Origin of the sequence: Dyella lutea (assembly GCF_024158035.1) — a bacterium.
GTDB lineage: Bacteria > Pseudomonadota > Gammaproteobacteria > Xanthomonadales > Rhodanobacteraceae > Dyella_A > Dyella_A lutea.
This window is the reverse complement of sequence record NZ_JAMZEK010000004.1, coordinates 248,751-271,782: the sequence shown is the minus strand read 5'-3', so window position 1 is coordinate 271,782 and position 23,032 is coordinate 248,751. Positions and strand designations below refer to the sequence as shown.

General features: G+C 68.9%; 22 protein-coding genes and 1 tRNA gene. 4 read left to right on the top strand and 19 right to left on the bottom strand.

Annotated elements, in window-relative coordinates; genetic code table 11:
- Positions 1 to 17: 17 nt before the first annotated feature.
- The 5 genes from NC595_RS17890 to hisS form a co-directional block, all read right to left on the bottom strand.
- On the bottom strand, positions 18 to 1,265 hold the full coding sequence (locus NC595_RS17890) for a tyrosine-type recombinase/integrase (protein WP_253568703.1): 1,248 nt from the start codon (positions 1,263 to 1,265) through the stop codon (positions 18 to 20).
- Positions 1,266 to 1,426: 161 nt separating this feature from the next.
- The gene (locus tag NC595_RS17885; protein ID WP_253568702.1) at positions 1,427 to 1,819 is read right to left on the bottom strand and encodes a DUF6165 family protein; all 393 of its coding nucleotides are present in this window, start codon (positions 1,817 to 1,819) and stop codon (positions 1,427 to 1,429) included.
- Between the two features lie 69 nt (positions 1,820 to 1,888).
- Positions 1,889 to 3,784 (bottom strand): HAL/PAL/TAL family ammonia-lyase, encoded by a 1,896-nt coding sequence (locus tag NC595_RS17880; protein WP_253568701.1) that lies wholly within the window; start codon positions 3,782 to 3,784, stop codon positions 1,889 to 1,891.
- A gap of 89 nt (positions 3,785 to 3,873) precedes the next feature.
- Positions 3,874 to 4,272, bottom strand: a complete 399-nt coding sequence (locus NC595_RS17875) for a GIY-YIG nuclease family protein (RefSeq protein WP_343214920.1) — start codon at positions 4,270 to 4,272, stop codon at positions 3,874 to 3,876.
- A 103-nt stretch (positions 4,273 to 4,375) separates the two neighbouring features.
- Positions 4,376 to 5,779, bottom strand: coding sequence for a histidine--tRNA ligase (hisS, locus tag NC595_RS17870; RefSeq protein ID WP_253568700.1), 1,404 nt, complete (start codon positions 5,777 to 5,779; stop codon positions 4,376 to 4,378).
- A gap of 152 nt (positions 5,780 to 5,931) precedes the next feature.
- On the opposite strand from hisS, the gene NC595_RS17865 reads away from it, so the two are divergent.
- Positions 5,932 to 6,008, top strand: a tRNA-Pro gene (locus NC595_RS17865).
- Between the two features lie 45 nt (positions 6,009 to 6,053).
- Here NC595_RS17865 and NC595_RS17860 read toward each other — a convergent pair.
- The 3 genes from NC595_RS17860 to NC595_RS17850 form a co-directional block, all read right to left on the bottom strand.
- A complete protein-coding gene (locus NC595_RS17860) occupies positions 6,054 to 6,326 on the bottom strand; it encodes a DUF4242 domain-containing protein (RefSeq protein WP_253568699.1) in 273 nt (90 codons plus the stop codon).
- 27 nt (positions 6,327 to 6,353) lie between these two features.
- Entirely contained in the window at positions 6,354 to 6,773 is a 420-nt protein-coding gene (locus NC595_RS17855; RefSeq protein WP_253568697.1) for an SRPBCC family protein, read from the bottom strand.
- A gap of 120 nt (positions 6,774 to 6,893) precedes the next feature.
- Complete coding sequence (locus NC595_RS17850; protein WP_253568695.1) at positions 6,894 to 7,700, bottom strand: ferritin-like domain-containing protein; 807 nt, start codon at positions 7,698 to 7,700, stop codon at positions 6,894 to 6,896.
- Between the two features lie 69 nt (positions 7,701 to 7,769).
- Between NC595_RS17850 and NC595_RS17845 the strand changes: the two genes are divergently transcribed.
- Positions 7,770 to 8,159 (top strand): VOC family protein, encoded by a 390-nt coding sequence (locus NC595_RS17845; RefSeq protein ID WP_253568693.1) that lies wholly within the window; start codon positions 7,770 to 7,772, stop codon positions 8,157 to 8,159.
- 28 nt (positions 8,160 to 8,187) lie between these two features.
- Here NC595_RS17845 and purF read toward each other — a convergent pair whose 3' ends face one another.
- The 10 genes from purF to NC595_RS17795 form a co-directional block, all read right to left on the bottom strand.
- A complete protein-coding gene (gene purF / locus NC595_RS17840) occupies positions 8,188 to 9,663 on the bottom strand; it encodes an amidophosphoribosyltransferase (protein WP_253568692.1) in 1,476 nt (491 codons plus the stop codon).
- A gap of 30 nt (positions 9,664 to 9,693) precedes the next feature.
- Entirely contained in the window at positions 9,694 to 10,368 is a 675-nt protein-coding gene (locus tag NC595_RS17835; RefSeq protein ID WP_253568690.1) for a CvpA family protein, read from the bottom strand.
- Between the two features lie 28 nt (positions 10,369 to 10,396).
- The gene (locus NC595_RS17830; protein WP_253568689.1) at positions 10,397 to 11,416 is read right to left on the bottom strand and encodes an SPOR domain-containing protein; all 1,020 of its coding nucleotides are present in this window, start codon (positions 11,414 to 11,416) and stop codon (positions 10,397 to 10,399) included.
- A gap of 89 nt (positions 11,417 to 11,505) precedes the next feature.
- Entirely contained in the window at positions 11,506 to 12,795 is a 1,290-nt protein-coding gene (gene folC / locus NC595_RS17825; protein WP_253568688.1) for a bifunctional tetrahydrofolate synthase/dihydrofolate synthase, read from the bottom strand.
- Positions 12,792 to 13,679: a carbon-nitrogen hydrolase family protein gene (locus NC595_RS17820; RefSeq protein ID WP_253568915.1), complete on the bottom strand. Its 888-nt coding sequence runs from the start codon at positions 13,677 to 13,679 to the stop codon at positions 12,792 to 12,794. Before NC595_RS17820 ends, folC begins: the two co-directional genes overlap by 4 nt.
- A gap of 2 nt (positions 13,680 to 13,681) precedes the next feature.
- Entirely contained in the window at positions 13,682 to 14,284 is a 603-nt protein-coding gene (locus tag NC595_RS17815; protein WP_253568687.1) for a GNAT family N-acetyltransferase, read from the bottom strand.
- Between the two features lie 4 nt (positions 14,285 to 14,288).
- The gene (locus tag NC595_RS17810) at positions 14,289 to 14,696 is read right to left on the bottom strand and encodes a ketosteroid isomerase-related protein (protein ID WP_253568686.1); all 408 of its coding nucleotides are present in this window, start codon (positions 14,694 to 14,696) and stop codon (positions 14,289 to 14,291) included.
- Between the two features lie 65 nt (positions 14,697 to 14,761).
- Positions 14,762 to 14,926 carry a hypothetical protein gene (locus NC595_RS17805; RefSeq protein ID WP_017462312.1) on the bottom strand — a complete coding sequence of 55 codons (165 nt, stop codon included), beginning with the start codon at positions 14,924 to 14,926 and terminating at the stop codon, positions 14,762 to 14,764.
- A gap of 107 nt (positions 14,927 to 15,033) precedes the next feature.
- Positions 15,034 to 17,604: a heavy metal translocating P-type ATPase gene (locus NC595_RS17800; RefSeq protein ID WP_253568685.1), complete on the bottom strand. Its 2,571-nt coding sequence runs from the start codon at positions 17,602 to 17,604 to the stop codon at positions 15,034 to 15,036.
- Positions 17,604 to 18,023 (bottom strand): heavy metal-responsive transcriptional regulator, encoded by a 420-nt coding sequence (locus tag NC595_RS17795; protein WP_253568684.1) that lies wholly within the window; start codon positions 18,021 to 18,023, stop codon positions 17,604 to 17,606. Before NC595_RS17795 ends, NC595_RS17800 begins: the two co-directional genes overlap by 1 nt.
- A 245-nt stretch (positions 18,024 to 18,268) precedes the next feature.
- On the opposite strand from NC595_RS17795, the gene NC595_RS17790 reads away from it, so the two are divergent.
- Both NC595_RS17790 and NC595_RS17785 read left to right on the top strand, forming a co-directional pair.
- Positions 18,269 to 20,818, top strand: coding sequence for an outer membrane beta-barrel protein (locus NC595_RS17790; RefSeq protein WP_253568683.1), 2,550 nt, complete (start codon positions 18,269 to 18,271; stop codon positions 20,816 to 20,818).
- Between the two features lie 120 nt (positions 20,819 to 20,938).
- Positions 20,939 to 22,150, top strand: a complete 1,212-nt coding sequence (locus NC595_RS17785; RefSeq protein ID WP_253568682.1) for a hypothetical protein — start codon at positions 20,939 to 20,941, stop codon at positions 22,148 to 22,150.
- Positions 22,151 to 22,228: 78 nt separating this feature from the next.
- Here NC595_RS17785 and NC595_RS17780 read toward each other — a convergent pair whose 3' ends face one another.
- Entirely contained in the window at positions 22,229 to 22,828 is a 600-nt protein-coding gene (locus NC595_RS17780; protein ID WP_253568681.1) for a DUF6496 domain-containing protein, read from the bottom strand.
- Positions 22,829 to 23,032 lie beyond the last annotated feature (204 nt).

Genomic DNA, 23,032 nt, shown 5'->3' with positions numbered 1-23,032 from the left:
TCCCGGGCGGCAACGCCTCAGACCGAGCGCATCAGGGGCACCACGACGCCCGCGCGCCCCAGGCTGTCCAAGTGCGCGTTCCACTGCTCGAAGGCCACGTTCAACTGCTCCTGGTGCACGATGTCGTACACCCCCGGCAGGCCCGGCAGGCGGTGGTTGAGGGCGCGCTCGCAGACCTCGGCCGGGATCCCCAGCCGGCGCATGCCGCTGCGGACCGTGCTGCGCAGGTCGTGGAAGGAGATGCCCGGGAACGGCGCCAACGTCGCCACGTAGGCCTTCAGGCGCGCCAGGGCGCGCTCGTGGTCCATGCCGCGCTCGTCCTCCAGCGCGCCCGACAGGGCCGGGAAGACCCACCGGGACGCCTCCGACAGCGCCCGCAGCCGATCAAATACTCGCTTCACGGCCGGCGTCAGCGGGATGGCGAAGTACGGCTCGCTCATGCCCTTGCGCGTCTTGATCTTGGCCCGCGGGATACGCCACTCCCCGGCCGCCTCGTGCAGATCCGCCCACTCGGCGGTCAGCGCTTCGCCGATCCGCACGCCGGTACGCAACAGGAGCTCGGCCAGCAGCGCGTCGCGCGGCGGGAGGCGATCAAGGTGGGACAGGAAGGTGCGCATCTGGGCGTCGATGAGGGCTACCCGCTGACGGACCGCCGGCCGGGGCGCCACGCTCTCCATGACGACAGCACTGAACGGGTTGCGCAGGATCTGGCGCCTTAGCACCGCGTGCTTGAACAGCGCGATGCCGGCCTTGCGGGCGTTGACGCCGGCCCAGTAGCTGCGCTGGGCCGCACGGTCGATCACGGCGTAGGCGTCCTCTGGGGTGACCTCCTGCACGGCCTGCGCGCGCAGCAGCGGCAGCACGTCCGTCCGCAGGTAGTTCAGGAGCCCGAAGGCGGTGCTGGGCGCCAGCTTGGGCACGACGCGCTTTTCGAAGTCGCGGAACAGCTGATCGACCGACCAGGCAAGGGCTTCAGCCTGCTTGCGCCGTCGCTTGGCCAGGGCCACGTCCACGCCCTCGGCGACCTGGACGCGGGCCTTGGCCGCCGCGGTGCGCGCGTCGGCGAGGGAGAGGTCGGGGTAGCGGCCCAGGGTCAGCTCACGACGACGGCCGCCGTAGCGGTAGCGCAGGACCCAACTGGCGACGCCGCCCGCCGAGACGGTGAAGGTCAGGCCCTCCCCGTCGGACTGGGCGGCCGGCTGGCCGGCGGTCACCAGCCGGCGCAGGGTGGCATCGGTCAAACGGCGGGAAGCACGCGTGGGCATGACGATCACCCGGGCTGGGTAGCTAGGCACTCAAGCTACCCACCCAGCTACCCAAAATCAAGCGTCGCTCCGCGTCCGCCCGCGTCCAAGCCCGTCCAACACATCAATTAGAACAGTTACTTAGAGGAATTTTCTGGACAGAGCCGGACCCCACCAACCCCTCAGCGGTAGTCCTGGTAGGACTTCTCTTCCACCAGCTGCGACCCGAGCTTGAGGTTGATCTCGCGCTTCACTGCGGCGCGCTCGTCGTTGCGGAAGTACACCGCGCGGGCCAGCTCGATGAACTCGGCGTCGAAGGCCTGGGCCTTTTCCTTGAGGCGGATGTGGTCCTCGATGTCCCACAGCGCCTGGTTCACCGCCAGCAGGCGGGCACGCTCGTCGGCGATGTCGGTGTGCGAGGCGGGATGCGCCGCCCAGGTGGCGTTGAGCAGGTCCAGCTCGGTGCGCACGTTGGCCAGCTTGGCTGCGTCGCGGATCTGCTGCGACTTGATCTCCAGGATGGTGATCTTGTCGATCAGCTCGCCGAAGGAAACGGGGGTCTGGATCAGGCTCATCGGGAACTCCGGCAACAGGCGACGCGCTTGGCGCGCCGGGTGATCAGGAAAAAGAATAGCGTCCGGCACCTAGGCCGCGTCGAGCACGGCTCCACGAGCGATCAGCTCGCACACCGTGCGCACGTCGCCGTCCATCGCGCGGTCGCGGTGCATGAAGCCGATGTGCTGACGCAAGCGCTCGTGTGCTCGGCTTACGGCGGCGCCGGCGTGGTAGTCGCCGACTTCGGCCAGCGCGGCGGTCAGCGCCTTCACCTCGTTGACGAACTGCGCGTGATGCGGGCTGTCCTCGCGCGGTGCATTGGTAATCTTGGCGGCCAGCGCCCGCCAGTCGCCGCGGGCGGCCAGGCGGCGCGCGGCATTGAGCATTTCCTGGCGGTAATCCAGCGCCTGGGCAGCGGTGTACAGCTCCAGCGCCAGCACGTGGCCGAGGTCTTCGCACATGTCGAGCACGTGGCGTGCCTCGTTGGCGCCCATCGACACGTGATCTTCGGCGTTGGCGCTGGTCGGCACCGAGTACACGCTGGCCGGATGCGCGCGCGTGGCCAGGTCGTTGACCAGCGCCGCGGCGGTGTACTGCACGATCATGAAGCCCGAATCGGTGGCGTCCTCGTTGCCGGTGAGGAAGGCCGGCAGGCCGTCGTTGGTGGCCGGGTCGACCAGCTTGTTGAGCCGACGCTCGGAGATCGATGCCAGCACCGGGATCGCCGCCTTCACGTAGCTCATCGCCAGCGCCAGCGGCATGCCGTGGAAGTGTCCGGCGGAGATCACCTGCTCCTCGATGAACTGCGCCGCCTCGTTGTCCGGGAAGATCAGCGGGTTGTCGGTAACCGCGTTCAACTCGATGTCGAACACGCGGCAGGCCTGGGCCCAGGCGTCGCGCACCGCGCCGTGCACCTGTGGCATGCAGCGCAGGCTGTAGGCGTCCTGCGGCTGGTGCTTCTTGCCGCCTTTGAACGGCAGGAAGCGGCTGTAGAACGCCTCGCGGCCGTGGCGCTGGTTGGCCGGCACCCATTCCCAGCCGATGTCGAAGCTGAGCGCCTGATCCTCCGGCGTGCTCCACGCATCGGCAGCCCACTGCCGGAAGCGCGGCACCAGGTGATACGGAATGTCGACCAGGGTCGAGCCTTCCAGCAGATCGCGCACGCGGGCGGCGGTCTCGACCTGACCCGGATGCGGGCGCAGCGCGTGCACTTCCTCGCGCAGTGCGCCGCTGCGGCCGGCGAAGGCGTCCAGCGTCATCGCGGCGGCGAGGTCGGCGGTGTCGAGCAGGCGCTCCAGCGTGTCCAGCGCCAGCGCGCCGGTCGCCAGCATCTGCGCGGTGCCGTTGTTCAGCGCCAGGCCTTCCTTGAAGGACAGCCGGATCGGCTGCAGCCCCGCGCGCTTGAGCGCCTCGGCGCCGGCCATGCGCTCGCCGCGGTAGAACGCCTCGCCGCCGCCCAGCAGCACGATCGCCAGGTGCGATAGCGGTGCCAGATCGCCGCTGGCGCCGACCGAACCCTTCTCCGGCACCACCGGCACGATGCCCGCGTTGAGCATGGCGGTGAGCGCCTGAAGCGTGGACACGCGGATGCCGGAATGCCCGCGCATCAGGGTGTTGATGCGGATCACCAGCATCGCCCGCACCACGTCCTCGGCGAACGGCTTACCCACGCACACCGCGTGGGTGATGATCAGGTTGTGCTGCAGCTCGTCCAGCAGCGTGCCTTCCGGCTGGTGCGGGTTGCCGCCGGGCAGTTCGTCGCGCAGGCGATGGGCCCCCAGCAGCTTGTCGGCATTGGAGCCGAAGCCGGTGGTGACGCCGTAGGTCGGCTCGCCGCAGCTCACCTTGTCGGCAAGGAAGTCCGCCGCGCGCTGCACGCGCGCGAGCTGGTTCGGGTCCAGCTCCACCGATGCCCCGCCGCGGGCAACGGCGACCAGTTGCTTGCGGGTGAGGCTGTTGCCGTCCAGGGTGATGGTCTTGCTCACGTAAGGCTCCGACGAGTTGTTTGATGCATGGCGTCCGGCAGACGCCTGTTCGTTTGTGGGGTGCTGGTACCTACCGGGAGCAACGCCCCTCAGTCCAGCAGGTCGTTCAATAGGTCACGCCAGATTGGGTTGGTGGATTCGATCAGCTCAAGCTTCCAGGCTCTTTCCCACTTCTTGAGCTGTTTCTCGCGCGCGATGGCGGTAGGGAAATCCGGGTGGAACTCGAACCAGACCAGACGTTTGAGGCCATAACGTTGGGTAAAGCCCTCGACCACACCATCGCGGTGCTCCCATACACGTCGCTTCAGGTCGCCGGTCGCACCGATGTACAGGGTGCCGCGCTCGCTGCTGGCCATGATGTAGACAGCCGGTTGTTTGGGAGGCATCCGTGTCTCCTCATGTTCTGTTGTGGCTTCTTCCTTGGCGATCGATTGACGGCGATTGCTCCACCTATCCTCACCGTCATTCCCGCGAAAGCGGGAATCCATTGGGCTCTTGCCGTCAAAAGCAAAGATGGATTCCCGCTTTCGCGGGAATGACGACCCTGAGGGTCCCGGAATGACGGCCCGGAGGATCATCCAGCCCCTGGTCTCACCCCATCACCGCCGCCTGCTCCAGCTCCACCCGGAGCGCTTTGATCAGCTCGCCGCGCGCCACCTCGAACTGATCCTCGCGGCGCAGGTCCTTCACCGTCACCACGCCCTTGGCCAGCTCATTTTCGCCCAGTACCAGCACGAAGCGGATGCCGGCACGGTCGGCGTACTTGAACTGCTTGCCCAGCTTGCCGGCCTCCAGCACCACTTCGGTGGCGATGCCGGCACTGCGCAGTTCGTTGGCCACCGCCAGATAGGCCGGCAGCTGCGCCGGGTCCATCTGCGTCACCAGCACGTCGACCGTGCTCTGCGCGGTGTTGATGAGCCCGGCGTCGCGCAGCTGCCAGTACAGGCGGGTGAGGCCGATCGAGATGCCCACGCCCGGCAGGTGCGACTTGGTGTATTGCCCGGCCAGGTTCTCGTAGCGACCGCCCGAGCAGACCGAGCCGATCTGCGGATGGTCGTTGAGCGTGGTCTCGTAGACGGTGCCGGTGTAGTAATCCAGGCCGCGGGCGATCGAGAGGTTCAGCGCGTAGTGCGTTTCCGGCACGCCGAACGCGTGGATCAGGCCCAGCACCTCCTTCAGCTCGGCGCGGCCCTGCTCCATCGCCTCGGGGCCTTCGCCCAGCGCATCGAGCTTGTCCAGCGCATCCTTGAGCGAGGTGGAGCGCACCTGCACGAAGGCGAGAATCTGGTTGGCCACCTCGACGCTCAGCCCGAATGCCTCGCCGGTGAGCGTGTCTCGCACGTAGTCGGCGCCGCGCTTGTCCAGCTTGTCCACCTCGCGCAGCACCAGCATCTGCTGCTCGGCGTCGTTGATGCCGAGCTTCTCGAAGTAGCCACGCATCAGCTTGCGGTTGTTCATCTGGATGGTGAACGCGCCCACGTTCAGCTCGCGGAATACGCTGTAGATCACCGCCGGCACCTCGGCGTCGTAGCGGATCGACAGGCTGTCCTTGCCGATCACGTCGATGTCGCACTGGTAGAACTCGCGGAAGCGGCCGCGCTGGGCACGCTCACCGCGGTACACGCGCTGCATCTGGTAGCGGCGGAACGGGAAGCTGAGATCGCGCTCGTGCTCGGCCACGTAGCGCGCCAGCGGCACGGTGAGGTCGAAGCGCAGCGCCAGTTCGGGAACAGTGGTGTTTGTGGCCAAGGCGTTCATCTTCTCAGCCGCATTGAGCGAGCCGGTGGACTGCACGAAGTACACCTGCCGCTCGGTCTCGCCGCCGCTCTTGGTCAGCAGCACATCGGAGTATTCGATCACCGGCGTCTCAATCGGCAGAAAGCCGAAGCGCTCGTAGTTGCGGCGGATCACGTCGAGCATGCGCTGAAACGCGATCTGGTCGAGCGGCAGCAGCTCGAGCACGCCGGGCATGGTGCGGGCCGGGGTAAGCGCCATGGAATCCTCTGCTTTACGGTGACGGATGGCCGTGAAACGGCAGCCCGAAAGATTAGCAGATGGCCGCCCGCGCCCGGCCGCATGGGAGGCACCGAAATGTCACGCCCCCTGTTGCCAAGGTCGGGGACGGTCGCTAGAATGCGCGGCTCCCACGGGGTGTAGCTCAGCCTGGTAGAGCGCTACGTTCGGGACGTAGAAGTCGCAGGTTCGAATCCTGTCTCCCCGACCAAAATTCGACGAAAAAGCCGGCCTCGCGCCGGCTTTTTTGTTTTCGTCATTCCGCAGTGGCCGGATCGATGATGGCGTGGACCGGGGTCACCTTGTTGGCCGGAAAGCCGCTCCGGCTGGCGTGCTTGCGCACGGTGGCTTCGTCCGGGGCGATGTAGTCGCAATACACCTTGTCGTCGGTGACGTAGCTGTGCACCCACTGGATGCGCGGCCCCATCGCGTCGGGCACGCCGCAGGAGGTCCGCGAAATGCCTTTCAGCTGCTCCGGGGTGAGCGCGCAGGCATCGGGAATGTCGCGTTCGATCAGGAATTTCGGCATGGCGATGTCTCCTCGGCGATGGCGGGCCTACGCGGCATGCAACCGTCGCAACCCGTCGAAACCCATGCGGTAGATCGCGGCGACGGCGTCGCGGGCCTGCTCCTCGCCAGCCCCGTGCGGATCGAAGGTGGCGGACCAGCTGACGAGGCAGCGGTCGCCGTCGATCGCGTCCACCCGCACCGTACTCACGTAGTCGGCCACCGGCAGCGGGGAATCGACGATGGTGTAGCGCAGCGCGCGGTCCTGCGGGCAGGCCAGCACCAGGCGTTCATGCACCAGACCTCCTCCACGCAGGTGGAGCAGACGCTCCACGCTGCCCCCGTTGCGCTGCAGCTCGCAACGCTCGACCAGATCGAGGTAACGATCGGCAGCGCCGAAATCGCCCAGCGTCTTCCAGACGACGTCCGCGGGCACGTTCAGTTCGGCAGCTTCGGACACACTCAGCATGGCAGCTCCTCCGGTGGGGATCGGCTGTCGCGACGGAATCGCGATCCGGTGATTCCGGCAGCGACCCGCCCGACCCTACCCGCCTGCCGCCCCCGGAGAAAGGTGCAGCGCAGCGCCCGTTCAGGCGTTCGCCAGTTCCAGCAGGCGATCCATTTCCCTGGCATCGAAGCCGGCGCGCAGTCGCGCCTCGTGGTTGAACGGCCCGCGCAGGCAGGGGCCCATGTACTGCTGCAGCAGCGCGATGAAGGTGTCGCGTGGCTCCACGCCGTCGCGAGCGCAGCACCAATGGAACCAGCGCGTACCGGCGGCCACGTGGGCCACTTCCTCGCGCAGGATCACCTCGAGGATCGCCACGGTGCGCGTGTCGCCGACCGTGGTCAGCCGCTCGATGATGCCCGGCGTCACGTCCAGTCCCCGCGCCTCCAGCACCCGCGGCACGAGCGCCATGCGGGCGGTACCGTGGTGGGCGGTTTTCTCGGCCATCTCCCACAGGCCGTTGTGCGCATCGAAGTCGCCGTAGGCGTGGTCCAGCTCGGCCAGCCGCTCGACCAGCATCGCGAAGTGCCGAGCCTCGTCGTGCGCACAACTGGCCCAGTCACGGTAGTACCCGGCCGGCATGCCGCGGAAACGGTAGACCGCGTCCCAGGCCAGGTTGATCGCATTGAATTCGATATGCGCCACCGCGTGGACCAGCGCGGCGCGGCCGGCCGGCGTACCCAGGCCACGCTGCGGCACCTGGCGGGCCGGCACCAGCCGGGGACGCAGCGGACGGCCCGGCGCACCGATCGGCGCCGGTGGCGGCGAGCCCGCCTCCGGCCCGAGTTCCCCAGCCAACAGGGCCTGCCAGGTTTCATGGGTCAGGCGCAGCTTCTCGACCGGGTCGGCGGCGTCCAGGCAGGTCTTGGCGGCGGCGTGCAGATCGTTCATCGTGGCAAGTCTAGGTCGTCGCCGGTCGTCGCCGGCCAGGCATGGCCCCCCAACCTTGGAGATATTCGCATGGACCGCCTGGACACCATCGAGATCAAGGCTTTCGTTCCCGCCCGCGACTACGCGCTGTCGCGGCGCTTTTATGCCGACGTCGGCTTCGAGGAGAAATCCGAGGGCAACGGCGTCGCCTACTTCGCGGCCGGCGACTGCAGCTTCCTGCTGCAGGACTTTCACCACCCCGACCTGGCCGGCAATTTCGTCATGCACCTGCTGGTTGCCGATGTCGATGCCTGGCACCGGCACCTGTGCGAACGAGGCATCGCCGAGCGCTACGGCATCCGTCTGGACACGCCGGCCGACCGGCCCTGGCGGATGCGCGATTTCTGCATGACCGATCCGTCCGGCGTGCTCTGGCGCATCGCCCAGAACATCGGCGGACGCCCGCTCGCGGACGGCTGAACCGTCCGCGGGTTCCCGCCCCGACGGGTCAGGCGATGCGGCGCGCCGCCTTGGCGTCGTCCGAGCGCATCAGCTCGATCTGCTGCAGGTAGTCCTTCTCCAGACCGGTGACGTACTCGCCGGAGAAGCAGGAGGTGTCGAACTGCGTCAGGTCTTCGTTGCCGTCCTGCACCGCCCAGACCAGGTCTTCCAGATCCTGGTAGATCAGCCAGTCGGCGCCGAGCATCTGCTCGACTTCCTGCTCGGTCTTGCCGGCCGCAACCAGTTCATGGGCCGACGGCATATCGATGCCATAGACGTTCGGGTAGCGCACCGGTGGCGCGGCGGAGGCGAAGTACACACGCGTGGCACCGGCGTCGCGGGCCATCTGGATGATCTGCTTCGACGTGGTGCCGCGCACGATCGAGTCGTCCACCAGCAGCACGGTCTTCTTGCGGAACTCCAGGTCCACCGCGTTGAGCTTGCGGCGCACCGATTTCACGCGGTCGCCCTGCCCCGGCATGATGAAGGTGCGGCCCACATAGCGGTTCTTGACCAGGCCTTCGCGGAACGGCACGCCGAGCGCGCCGGCCAGCGCGCTGGCGGCGGTGCGCGAGGTGTCGGGAATCGGGATCACCGCGTCGATGCCGTGATCCGGGCGCAGGCGCATGATCTTTTGCGCCAGCTTCTCGCCCATGCGCAGGCGCGCCTTGTACACCGACACGTCCTCGATCATCGAGTCCGGGCGGGCCAGGTAGACGTACTCGAAGATGCACGGCGCATGCACCGCGGCCTCGGCGCAGTGGCGGCTGAACAGCTGGCCGTCGTCGGTGATCACCACCGCCTCGCCCGGCGCGATGTCGCGCAGGCGCTTGAAGCCCAGCACGTCCAGCGCCACGGACTCGGAGGCCACCGCATACTCGCGCCCCTCATCGGTGACGCGCTCGCCCAGCACCAGCGGACGGATGCCGTTGGGATCGCGGAAGGCGATCAGGCCGTAGCCGAGGATCAGGCCGATGCAGGCGTAACCGCCCTTGGCGCGCGCATGCACGCCGGCCACCGCCTTGAATATGTTGTCCGGCGTGATCGCCATGCGCTCCTGGATCTGCAGCTCGTGTGCCAGCACATTCAGCAGCACCTCGGAGTCGGAATCGGTGTTGATGTGGCGGCGGTCGTCCTCGAACATCTCCTTGCGCAGCACGTCGGTGTTGACCAGGTTGCCGTTGTGCGCAAAGGCGATGCCGTACGGCGAATTCACGTAGAACGGCTGCGCCTCGTCGGCCCCCTCCGAACCCGCCGTGGGATAACGGCAGTGGCCGATGCCGATGCGGCCGCGCAGGCGGCTCATCGAGGTCTGGTTGAACACGTCGCGTACCAGGCCGTTGCCCTTGTGCAGGCGCAGACGGGATCCATCCACGGTGGCGATGCCCGCGGCATCCTGGCCACGGTGCTGGAGGACGGTGAGGCCGTCATAGAGCGCCGAGGCGACCTCGGTGATGCCGACAATGCCGATAATTCCGCACATGATGTTGGGTGCCTGCGTGGGGTCTTGCGATTACGGATGCGAAGGCGCGTCGGCCGGAGCCACCGCGGGAGAAGACGTCGCCGGAGCGGGCGATGTGGGTGCGGCGAGCGGTCCGCGCAAGGTCGCGGCCTGCGCGTCGAGCAGGCGCCGCATGCCGGAGAGATCGGCACTGCCCGCACCAGCCTTGAGCCGGGACAGGCTGTCGCTCACCTCCGGAGAAGGATGCAGATAACGTCCGGTGCTGGCCGGCAGGTGCCGACCCACGGCGATCGCCACACCCTGGAACTGCGGCAGCAACAGCGACTGGTGCCACCAGGGCTCGCGCACCACGGCGGTGAAACCGAGCAGGAATACCATCAATGCCACCAGCAGCACGCCGCGGGCAAAACCGAACAGCACGCCCAGCGCGCGATCCGGCCCGGACAGGCCGGCGCCGACCACCAGCCGGTGGAAGATCGCATTGACCAGCGCGCCGACGATCAGCACGCCGACGATGCACAAGCCGTAGCCGGCCACCAGCCGCAGCTCGGGCGTGTGGATGCTGCGGTCGAAATAGCCGGCGACGGTCGGACCGAACGCCCAGGCGACCCAGATCGAGCCGATCCAGATCGCCAGCGACAGGACCTCCGCCACCAGCCCGCGCCACAGGCCGATCAGCACCGAAATGGCGATCACCGCGGCGATGACGTAATCGGCCCAGTTCATCCTGCGGTCGCTCCGTTACGACTGCTGCTCAGGGGACGCTGACGACGTTGCCTGACAGGCCAAGCTTGGACTTGATCTGCTCGCGCACGCGCATCGCGTCGTCCCGCTGGGTCTGCGGCCCGGCGCGCACACGCCAGAGTCTCTTGCCACCCACGCTGACCGAGTCGACGAAGCCGTCGAAACCGTTCGCGCGAAGCTTGTCGCGCAGCGCGATGGCGTCGGACTGACCGCTCATGGCGGCCACCTGCACCGCCCAGCCACCGGCCCGGCGGCCCTTGGCCGGTGCACTGGCCGGCGCGTCGCCCGCAGGGGTGCTGGCGCCACTCTCGAGCTTTGCCGGCACGCCGGCGATGCTCTGGGTGATCTTCAGCCGCGCGCTTTCGGCCGCGGTGCGCGACGGGAACGGACCGGCCTCCACCGCGGTGAGTGTCTTGCCGCCCTGGTGGATGGCCTGACTGCGCACCGGATAGCCCAGCGCGCGCACCTTCTGCATCAGGCTGGCTGCGCCGCTGCTGGAGGCGTAGGCGCTGAGGTTGAGGGTGTAGCTGCCGCGCGCCGCGGTGGCCGACGGCATCGCCGGCTCCGCCGCTGGGGTCGGCTTGCTGGCCGGAGCCTGCGGGACCGGCTTGGGCGTCGAGGGAGTCTTGGAGGCGGGCGCCTGCGACGGGATCACCGGCTGCTGGGCGGCTGGCGGGGCGGGCTGCGCCGCGGCCTGGGCGGCGGGCGCGGCCGTGGACGCGCCGGCGGCGCCGGCCTCCACGTCGGTCGGACGATGGGACGGAATGTCGACCGTGGCGAGCTGGTCGCTACTGCCGTTGTTGGCCGCCGGGATCACCGTCGCGCTGGTGCTGGCCGGAATCGCCGGCGCGGAAGCATCGGGGTTCAGGCTCATCGTGCGGGTCTGCAGATCGCGATCCGGCGCCGGCGGGATCGCCAGGCTCACCGACTGGTCGCCCGGCGCCGCCGGCGGGTGGCTCGGGAAGAACATCGGAACGATGAGGACCAGCAGCGCGATGAGAACGGCAGCTCCCAGCAGGCGAGTTTTCAAGACGGGCTCCAGGGGTGGCGGGCGCGGCGCGAAGCGGCGGAATTATACCCGGCGTAACCCTGCCGCCGGAAACCGCCAGGCGTCCTCGTTCAGGCGCGATGCGCGGCGAGCACCGCCGAGGCGACGAAAAACGAGCCGAAAGCCAGGATCGTCTCGCCCGGGCGCGCGGCTGTCCGTGCTGCATCCAGCGCCTCCGCCACGCCGGGATGCAGGTCGAACCGGGCGTCGGGCCGGCCGGCAACCAGGGCATCGGCCAACGCGTGCGCCGGCAGGCCGCGCGGCGTATCGCGCTCCAGCCCGGCCAGGTGCCAGCGGTCGATGCGCGCTCCCAGCGCACCGATCACGCCAGCCACGTCCTTGTCCGACAGCGCGCCGAACACCGCATGCACAGGGCCGTGCGGCACGGCATCCAGCCACTGCGCCAGTGCGCGCGCCGCCTGCGGGTTGTGACCCACATCCACGTACAGCACGGGGTCGCCCCCGAGCGACTGCAACCGCGCCGCCACCGAGACACCACGCAGCGCCAGCGCCACCGCTTGCTCTGGGGCGGCTCCCAGCAGGCCATGGCCCAGCGCATGCAGGATGGCGATCGCCGCGGCGGCGTTGGCGTACTGCACCGGCGCGGCGAGCGCCGGATCGGGCAGCGCCATCGTGGTGCCGTCGCGATGCATCCAGCGCCAACCGGACGGCAGGCGCTCCACGTGAAAATCGACGCCGGCGCGGATCACCGTCGCACCGAGCGCATGCAGCGCATCGAGCAACCCCGCCGGCGGGTCGACCTCGCCCACCACGGCCGGGTGCCCGGCACGGGCAATGCCCGCCTTTTCCCGGCCGATGCTGTCGCGGTCCGGACCCAGCCAGTCCATGTGGTCCAGGTCCACCGTGGTGATCGCCACCGCGTCGGCATCGACGATGTTCACCGCGTCGAGCCGTCCACCCAGGCCCACCTCCAGCACCGCCACGTCCAGCTCGGCGCGCACGAACAGGTCCAGCGCTGCCAGCGTGCTGAATTCGAAATAGGTCAGCGGGATCGACTCGCCGGGTCCCTGACTGCGCGCCGCCTCGATGCGCTCGAACGCGGCGACCAGCGACGCATCGTCCACGTCGGCGCCGTCGATGCGTACGCGCTCGTTGTAGGCCAGCAGGTGGGGCGAGGTGAAACAGCCCACCCGCCGGCCGGCCTGACGCAGCATCGCCTCCAGCAGGGCCACGGTGGAGCCCTTGCCGTTGGTGCCGCCGACGGTAACCACGTGGCGCGCCGGCCGCGGCGCGCCCATCCGCTGCCAGACCGCGCGCACGCGTTCGAGCCCCAGCTCGATGGCGCGGGGATTGACCTGTTCCTGGTAGCTCAGCCAGTCGGCGAGGGTTCGGGTGTTCACGCGCTTTCGAATCCGGCAAGCCGTGCGCGCTGCACGGCGGGTAGGAGTTGCCCCGGCCAGTCCGCGGCAACGCCGACCTGGCCGATGGCGCGAGCCTCGCGCACCGCGGTGACGTCCACGTCGGCGACCAGCCAGCTCGCGTCGGCGTCGAGCGCGGCCAGCACGCCCGTCTCCGGCAGTCCGCGGTCCGGCGGCACGTAGACGGCGGCCTGGCCGGTGTTGACGTCCAACGCCGGGCTCCAGTCGCTGCTGCCCGCGGTCACGGCGCACACCACCGGCAGCTGGTTCTCCAGCGCACGGGCCTGGCAGCCGATGCGCACGCGCCAGGCGCCCGCTTCGGTGTCGGTGCAGCTCGGCACCAGCAGCAGCGCCGCGCCGGCCTCGGCCTGGGCACGTGCGAACAGCGGGAACTCGACGTCGTAGCATATGTTGATGCCGACGCGTCCGAACTCGGTGTCGAACACCTTCAGCGCGTCACCCGGCTCGATGCAACCAGCCTGCTTCTCGTAGCCGGTCAGGCGCAGCTTGTCCTGCTCGCCGACGCGACCGTCCGGGGCGAACAGCAGCGCACGGTTGCGGAACGCCCCGCCCTGCCGCCGCAGGAAGCTGCCGGCCACTATATACATGCGGTGCTGGCGCGCCAGCCCGGAAAACAGCACGCGCCAATCGGCATAGAGCCCGTCCACGGCTAACAGCGAACGCTGTAGGTCACCGTAGACCGCAGGGCCGAACGCATGCGCCAGCTCCAGCGCCAGGTATTCGGGCAGCACGGCGATCTGCGCCCCCTGCGCAGCGGCGCCGGCCAGCTCGCTTTCCACGCGGGCCGCGAAATCCTCGAAACGCGCCGGGGCACCGATCGGCCACTGCGCCACCGCCACTTTCACGCTCAATGCTCAGCCTCCAGCGGACGCAACCAGAACCGCAGCAGGTGGGGGCTGGCCGCCGCGTCGCCAAGCTCCTTCCAGTCCAGAGTGCAGAACAGATCGTCCTGCCGGCGATACCCCCGCTTGGTCCAGAAGGCGTCGTTGGGGCGGTAACCGGTCGGCTTGCGAGGATCGTCATCGGCGCGCTCGACCGCACAGAACGCAGTGAGGGCGAACCCGCCGAGCCGCCGCGCGTGCGCTTCGCGCTCGTCGAAGAAGTGATGGCCCAGCCCCTGCCCTCGGTAGTCGCGCAGCAGCACCGATTCGCCGAAGTAGAACACCTGCTCCAGCCGGAAAGCCTTCTCGCGGAACGGCGCCTGGAAGGCCGGCTGGTCGTCCAGCAGCGGGATGCCGGTGGACGCGCCGACCACGATGTCGCCGTCGAGGGCCAGCACGAACACGCTGCGCGGCGAGCGCGCGTAGGCGGTCAGGTACTCGCTCTCGTAGTCGGCGCTGCCTTCGTAGAGATACGGATAGTCACGGAACACGGTGGTGCGCAGCCGCGCCAGATCGGCCAGGAACGGCGCGACCGCCTCGCCGGTGCAGGTGATGGTGCGCACGGCCATCGGATCAGCCGCCGGCGACCTGCGCGATCCAGTCGGCGAGGTTGTAGTAGTTGGTGACGCGGCTGATACGCCCATCGCGGAGATCGAAGAACGCGCCGCCGGGCAGCACGTAGCGCTGGCCGTGTGCCGGCGGCAAACCCTCGTCGTCAGCCAGGTAGCTCCCGTGCACTTCGTATTCGGCCGCCGCGCGGGTGCCGTCGGCGGCGGCCATCACCACGACTTTCTCCAGCCGCTCGGCGTAGCAGCGGTTCATCCGCGCAAGGAAGGCGCGGAACGCCTCGCGACCATGCTCACGCCCGCCCTGGTTGAGGTCGTGCGCCACGTCGTCGGTGAGGCAGGCCAGCATCGCCTCCCAATCGCCGGCATTGAACGCGGCGTAGTAGCGCTGGATCAGGGCGATCGCGTCGGACATGGCGGGCGGCTCCGGGGCGTAGCGGGGACGCGAAAGTGTAAGCCATCGCCCGTTCCCGCCGCCGCTCAGCCGAACGGATGGATCCCGCTGGCACGCAGCGCCCAGTACATGCCGAAGGCCGTCCAGAACATCTTCTTCAGGGCCTTGCCGGCCAGCAGTGCGGCCAGCAGGCCGACCAGCAGGGGCAGATGGCGATCCAGCAGGCTGCGGGTGTCGTTGACGGTGTTCATGTGTGTGCTCCCTCGCCCCGATGGGCGTGGAAGCATGATCGGCCACCCCCCTCTTCTGTGGCAGTCGGTTCCGTCAGCCACCGCCGGTGACAGCCGTCACCACCGCATCACAGCCGCGCCGAACGCAGGCGCAGCGCGTTGCTCACCACCGACACCGAGCTGAAGCTCATCGCCAGTGCGGCGACCATCGGCGACAGCATCCAGCCCAGCCACGGATACAGGGCGCCGGCAGCCAGCGGCACACCGATGCCGTTGTAGACGAAGGCGAAGAACAGGTTCTGGTGGATGTTGCGCACCGTGGCGCGCGACAGCGCCCGCGCCCGAACGATGCCGGCCAGATCGCCCTTCACCAGCGTCACCTGGGCGCTTTCCATCGCCACGTCGGTGCCGGTGCCCATGGCAATGCCGACATCGGCCGCCGCCAGCGCGGGCGCATCGTTGACGCCGTCGCCGGCCATCGCCACGCGCCGGCCATTCTTCCTGAGCGACTGCACCACCGCGGCCTTGCCGGCAGGCGATACCTCCGCGTGTACTTCATCGATACCCAGCCCACGCGCCACCACCTGCGCGCTCAGCAGGTGATCGCCGGTAAGCATCACCAGCTGAAGGCCCTCGGCGTGCAGGCGACGGATCGCCTCGGCCGCGCCGTCCTTCAGGCGGTCGGACACCGCGATCAACCCGGCCAGCGCGCCCTCGAGGGCCAGGTACATCACCGTCGCCCCTTCACCACGCAGCCGGTCGGCATCGTTCACCGCGCCGGCGTTCACGTCGACCGACAGCGCCCGCATCATCGCCCGGTTGCCCAGCGCCACGGCCTGGCCGTCGATGTGCCCCTGCACGCCCTGTCCGGCGATGCTGCGGAAATCCTCCACCGCGGGCAGCGCTTGCTGCCCGGCCGCCCGCACGATCGCGCGGGCCAGCGGGTGTTCGCTCGGTGCCTCCAGCGCGGCGGCGAGCACCAGCAATCGATCGCGTGCGCGCCCGCCCAGTGGCACCAGCTCGCGCAGCGCCGGCTTGCCTTCGGTCAGCGTGCCGGTCTTGTCCACCACCAGCGTGTCGATGTCGCGCATCGCCTCGATGCTGCCGGCATCCTTGAACAGCACGCCCAGATGCGCACCGCGGCCGCTGGCCACCATGATCGAGATCGGCGTGGCCAGACCCAGCGCGCAGGGGCAGGCGATGATCAGCACCGACACGGCGGCGATCAGCGCCCGCGTCATCCGCGGGTCCGGCCCCAGCCAGGCCCACAGCGCGAAGGCCAGCACTGCGCACAGCACCACGATCGGCACGAACCACGCCGCCACCTTGTCAGCTACCCGCTGCAGCGGTGCCCGGCTGCGCTGGGCGGCGGCGACCAGCGCCACGATCTGCGACAGCACCGTCTCGCTACCGACCTTCTCGGCGCGCATCCGCAGCGTGCCGTCCTGGTTGACCGTGCCGCCGGTGAGCGCGTCGCCCGCCGCCTTGGCCACCGGCATTGGCTCACCGGTGAGCATGGCCTCGTCGACGTGGCTGTTGCCTTCGAGCACCACGCCGTCCACCGGCACCTTTTCGCCCGGCCGCACGCGCAGCGTGTCGCCCGGCTGCACGGCGTCGAGCGAAACGTCAGCCTCGCGGCCATCCGCATCGACCCGGTGCGCGATCTTCGGCGCCAGCCCCAGCAGCGCTTTCAGTGCCTCGCCGGTGCGCCGGCGCGCGCGCAGCTCGAGGAAGTCGCCCAGCATCACCAGCGTGACGATCACCGCCGCCGATTCGAAGTACACCGCCACGCGGCCGTGCATGTCGCGGAAGCTGGCTGGAAAGGCGCTCGGCGCGAGGAACGCCACGGCGCTGTAAGTCCACGCCACGCCGGTACCGAGCGCGATCAGCGTGTACATGTTCGGCGACCACGGCCGCAGCAAATTCCAGCCGCGCCGGAAGAACGGCGCACCGCCCCACAGCACCACCACACTGGTCAGCAGCGCCTCGGTCCACGCCGCCACGCCGTCCCACGGTGACGGCAGATGCAGGCCGGTGAGGTGCGGCCCCATCGCCACGAGGAATACCGGCACCGTGAGCGCCACCAGCGTCCAAAAACGCCGCGCCATCGCCTTCAGCTCGCTGCCGTCGTCCTCGGCGGTGGGCATCATCGGCTCCAGCGCCATGCCGCACTTCGGACAATCGCCGGGGCCGACCTGCTGCACCTCCGGATGCATCGGGCAGGTGTAGATCGTGCCGGCCGGCGCCGGCGGTGTGGCCTTGCGCTCGCCCAGATAGGCCTGTGGCTCAGCCACGAATTTCTCGCGGCAGCGCGCGGCGCAGAAGTAGTAGGTGTGCCCCTCGTGCTCCGCGCGGTGCTTCGCGGTGTGCGGGTCGACCGTCATGCCGCAGACCGGATCTTTTACCGCGCGTGCGGGGTCGCCGGCATGATCGTGCTGATGCCCATGCACGTGGTCGTGCCCCGCCGGCGCATCCGTCTTGCTGCCGCAGCAGTCGCCGCTGGCTGGTTTCGCCGCCAGATACTTCGTCGGATCGGCCTCGAACTTCGTCCTGCAGCCGTTGCAGCAGAAATGGAAGGTGCGGCCCTCATGCACGGCGCTCGGCTTGCCGGCCGTGGTGTCCACCGTCATGCCGCAAACCGGATCGATCGCCGTGGCGGAAGGGGGGCCGCCGGGGCAGCAGGAGGCTGCGTGTTCCATCAGAGGTTCTCCTCGTCGTTGAGCGCGCGCAGGATCGGGCAGTGCTCCGGCGCCCCATGACCGGGGCACGAGGCAACCAGCTCCACCAGCCCGTCGCGCACGCGCTGCAGTTCGGCGATGCGCACCTCGATCGCCGCCAGGCGCGCCTCGGCACGCTTCTTCACCGCCTTCACGCCGCGCTGGCGATCGGACGAGAGTGCCAACAGGTCGCGAATTTCCTCCAACGTGAAACCCAGCGCCTTCGCGCGGCGGATGAAGCGCAGCTGCGCCACGGTGCTCTCGCCGTAACTGCGATAGCCCGAGGCACGACGCAGCGGCACGGGCAGCAGGCCCTCACGCTCGTAGTAGCGAATGGTGTCGATGGGCACGCCGGCGCGCTTGGCGACGGCACCGATGGTGAGTGGGCTCGATGTGTTCATGGGATCACTCTAGAGCCTTGATCCAGGTCCAGAGTCAAGCCTCCCATGCCGCCCGTCGTCGCAGCGTGGTTGTGCCAGGCGACCTTCTTCACGCACCACTCGCCGCGGTCGCGCGGTTGACGCAGATCAACCGCCGAGCGTCATTTCCGCGGCGCCGGGTTTCGTTTGACCGGCGTCAAATGAGGCCGTGGATCGCCCTGCCAGCATGGTTTTCAACAGGGGTGTTGCATGCCCGAACCATCTGCATGGCACGTGCAAACGACATGGCGAAACCACACAACCGAACGTTTTCGCAGCGAGGCCTGTATGCCGCGCTGTGCGCGGCCTTGTGGGGCGGCTGGCCCGCCGCGGCGCCCGCGCAGATGCTCACCCCGCCGCCCCTACCCCGTTCCGCCGACGCACAGACGCCGGCAGCGGCCGACACCTCCTCGAAGCTGGAAGTGACCCCCGGCCTGAGCACGGGCCTGAGCTACGACAGCAACGTCTACGCCACACCGAACCAGCCCAGCAGCGACGTGCTGCTGACCGTGTCGCCCTCGCTGCTGCTGCGCAAGCAGGGGGACGGGCGCAGCCTGACGCTCACCGCCAGCGGCACCGGCACGCGCTACCGCAGCCATCCCAGCGAAAACAGCACCGACTACGAGATCGACGCCAGCGGCCGCCAGCGCATCAACACCTATGGCGCGATGTTCGGCGGCCTGGGTTACAGCCGGTCGCATGAAGACCGCACCTCGCCCGACGACGTGCTGGGAACCCGGCCCACCGTGTTTACGGATGCCCACGCCCACCTCGGCATCGAGCAGCGTTGGGCCCCGTTCTCGCTGCGCGCCGGCGGCACGTTCGACCATCTTTCCTATCGCAACGTAACGAGCGCGGCCGGCGAGCTGATTGACAATGGCGACCGCGACCGCAACGTGATCGGCGTCGGCCTTCGCCTCGGCTACAGCATCGCGCCGCATGTCGACGTGTTCGCCCAGGGCACCTACGACGAGCGCAACTATCGGCGCCGCATCGACGACTACGGTTACCGGCGCGACTCGCAGGGCGATAGCTGGGTGGTGGGTCTGGCCAGTCGCGATGCCACCACGGTGCGCGGCGAGATCTACGCCGGCTGGCTGTCGCAGCGCTATGTCGACCCGCGGCTGCCGAAGGTGACGGCCCCCACACTGGGCGCCACCTTGCTGTGGCGGGTGACGCCCCGCACCACGCTCGACGCAGCGGTCGATCGCTCGGCGCAGGAAACCACCCTGCCCGGCGCATCGAGCTACGTCGACACCCACGTGAGCCTGCGCATCGACCACAAGCTCAGCGAGCGCCTGTCGGCGCAGGCCGGCATCAGCGCCACCCGCAGCGACTTTCGTGGCCTGGACCGCCGCGACGACCTGTTCGCCGGAAGCTTTGGGCTGAGCTACCGCGTGCACCGCTACTGGCAGATCGAGGCGAACTACCAGCTGCTGCAACGCCACTCGGACGCGCCCGACGCGGAGTACTACCGCAACGAGATCTACCTCGGCGTGCGCATGGACGGCAGCGGCCGCGCGATCGCTGGCGAAGCGGGGCTGCTGCCCGCGACGACCGACTGGTCGTCGGCGGCCGACGGCTTCTACGTGGGCGCCAGCACCGGCTACGGCAACGTCGATACGCGGGTCACCGGGCCGCGCGGGGAACACGGCACCTATCGCGGCGACTTCGCCGGCAGCGGCCTGACGAACGCCTTGTTCGTCGGCTACGGGCAGACGCTGGGCCGCTGGTACCTGGGTCTGGAAGCGGCAGCCGGGCGCAGCCGGGTCGACTGGCTGCACGACAAGACACCCAGCAGCCGCGTGTTCTCCACCGACCAGGAGCGCAGCGAGGAATTCTCGCTGCGCGCCGGTCCGCTGCTGCCGGGCAACAACCTGCTGTTCGTCAGCGCCGGGCGCATCCGCTCGCGCTTCGACAGCGCGTATACCGTCGAAGATGGCACCGCCTCCGCGCAGTCCGACCGCCGCTGGTCCAGCACCTACGGCATCGGGCTGGACATTCCGCTGAGCCGCCACCTGTTTGCGCGCAGCCAGTACGACCTCGTGCGCTATCGCGGTTACGAGGTGGCCAATGCCGAAGCCAGCGACCGCTTTGCCGACAGCACCGGACGCTTCCAGCTGGGGCTGGGCTGGCGCCTGGGTGCCGTACCCGAGTCGGCGCGCGCCCCGGCAGACACCAGCGGCTTCTACGCCGGCGCGCAGGGCGGCGACAACCGCTTCGGCAGCCGGCTCGACGCGATCCAACGCCAGTCGGACGTGCCGCCGGTGACCGACTTCCACACCGACTTCGGTGGCCACGGCACGGATTTCGGCGTGTTCGGCGGCTATGGCCACGCGTTCGGGCCGCTCTATGCCGGCGTGGAGCTGGAGAGCGACGGCAGCAGCAGCGGCTGGTACCACGACAAGCAGCCCGGCGGCCGCCAGTTCTCGGTTGAAGGGCGGGGCAGCTACGGCGCGTCGCTGCGACTGGGCTACGCCACGCCATACGGCGCGCTGCTTTACCTGCGTGCCGGTCGCGCCCGCGGACGCTTTCACACGATCTACGTGAAGGGCGAGAACCCCAACGCGTGGGTGGACCGCAACGACACGCGTACCGGCGACCGCTTCGGCGCGGGCGTGGAGGCACCGCTGTGGAAGGCGGCCTTTGTCCGCCTCGACTACGCAGCCACCCGCTACGACGCCATCGCCTTCACCACCACGCAGGCCCAGGCCGACCAGCTTCGCTTCACCCATTGGCAATACCTCGCGCGCATCGGGGTGGGAGTGCGCTTCTGAGCGACGGATCGATGCCAACCCCTAAGCGCCGTTGGCACGAGCGGACACCCCGCTCGCTTCTTGACGATTCACCGTGGCTCGGGCGCAGGCCACAGCATTCACAGGCAACAGGAGAACGAGATGAAGACGCGATACGTAGTGCAACGCAAACCGCTCATCGTGGGTCTAGCCGGCCTCACCATGCTCGCCGCGCTCGCAGCACCGCATGCGGCATGGTCGCCGCTGGCCCCGGCCGCGGCGCAGGATTCGCACGGCAGCTCCCACAGCTCGGGCACGCACGGCAGCCAGAACAAGGGCGGCCAGGGTCAAGGCAAGGGCAAGAGCTCCAGCGGCGACGCCAGCGGCTCGAGCTCGCATGGCAACAGCGGCAGCAAGTCGGTCGAGTCGAAGGTTCTGCACGGCTCGGGCGACGCCTCGGCGGCCGCGGATGAGAGCTCCGATCGCCGCGGCCCCAAGTACGGTGGCGGCAAGGCCAGCACGGGCAAGCCGGCCGGCGCGGGCACCAAGAAGGGTGACCTGCTGGGCGACCTGAACGTGATCCTCCGCGACGCCAACGGCATCCCCATCCTCGACCAGTACGGTCACGTTCAACCGCTGGACGCGAGCGGCAACCTGATCCCGCTCACGCCGGAAGGCGACATCGTGGCCGGCTCGGAAGATCTGGTGGTGCCGGTGGAGTTCAGCCGCCTCAGCGTGTCGCGCTCACCGTCCAAGGTCACCGACAAGGCCTATGACGAGGCGATCGCTGCGCTTAATGCCGCCACTGCCATCACCACGGACTCGTCCGGTCGCCTGGTCACCACCGTCGACGGCGTGGCCAAGACGATCGATTCGCCGCTGGACAACCTCGCGCTCTACGAGGCCCTGATGAACAACGGCTACCTGCCCGGCTTCGTGCCCAAGGACGGCGTCTCGCTCGGCAGCCTCTCGTTCCTGGTCGACAAGAGCGCCACCAACAGCGACATGCTGCAGGCGGCGTCGTTCCTGGCAGCCGCATCGGACAAGGCCGGCTCGATCAACGAGGACACGGTGGTCTACACCGACTCGATCCTCGGCGTCACCGGTGCCACACCGCTGGTGGGTGCGGACGGCAAGGACTATGTCGACTTCAGCAACGTCACCTACGACCGCAGCGCCACCTACACCGGCACGGTGACCTACCTCAAGAGCAACGGCGACGGCACCTACAGCACGGTGACGGCACCGATCATCGACGCGGTGTTCGGCGGCACCACCTACACGGGAACGCAGCTCGACGCGTTCACCCAGGCGGCTGACGACGCGCGGGCGGTGATCGAGTACGTGCACGACAACCCGCTGCCGGCCCAGTAACAGCTTGTGGCGCCCCTCGCTGGGGGCGCCTCCTTTTGCCGCTTTCGATCCGCCGCCGGGTACGCCGCGGCGGAATACCTAGTCGCCGGAGTGACGCGCGCGCGTTCGTGCGGCCTTCTTGGCGGCGGCGGAACGTCCCTTCGCCCCCTTGGTGCGGGCCGCCTTCTTGGCCGCGGCGCTGCGATCGGCCGCAGAGCGCTTGGCTGCCGCCTGATGTCCCTGGCGCGACAGCGCGCGCTTGGAAGCGGCCGCGCTTCCTTCCTTCTTCAGCGCCTTGGTGGCCGCGCGGCTGCGGGTGGCCTTCGTCTCGGACGACTTGCGCGCCGCCTTCTTGCTCGCCGTCTTCTTGGTGGCTGCCTTCTTGCAGGCAGATTTCTTCGTTGCCGACTTCTTCGTTGCCGACTTCTTCGTTGACGACTTCTTGGCAGCGGATTTCTTGGCAGCGGACTTCTTCGCCGAGGATTTTTTCGCGGCCTTGCCCTTGGCCGGCACATCCACTCCGGCCCGGCGGGCCTCGGACAGGCCAATGGCGATCGCCTGCTTGGTCGACCGCGCCCCGTGCTTGCCCTCGCGCACGTGCTCGATCTCCTCGCGTACGAACTCCCCCGCCTGCGTGCTCGGCGACTTGCCCTCACGCTTGTCCTTGCGGGCTCGCTGGATGGCGCTCTTGCTCGGCATGGCTCGATCCTCCGCGTCGGTGGAAAGCCGCAGCGTGCGGCGGCGCGTGTGAATCGGTGGGCAAGAATGTGAGAAGAATCGCACCGCGCTTATCCCCCTCGACCCGGCATCGCACGATGCTTCTCGACACCGCGGGCGCAGGTGAATCCGCGAAGTGGGAGGCCTTCGGCAAGCCCCCCACTTCGAACGCCTCGGCGCGTGCCG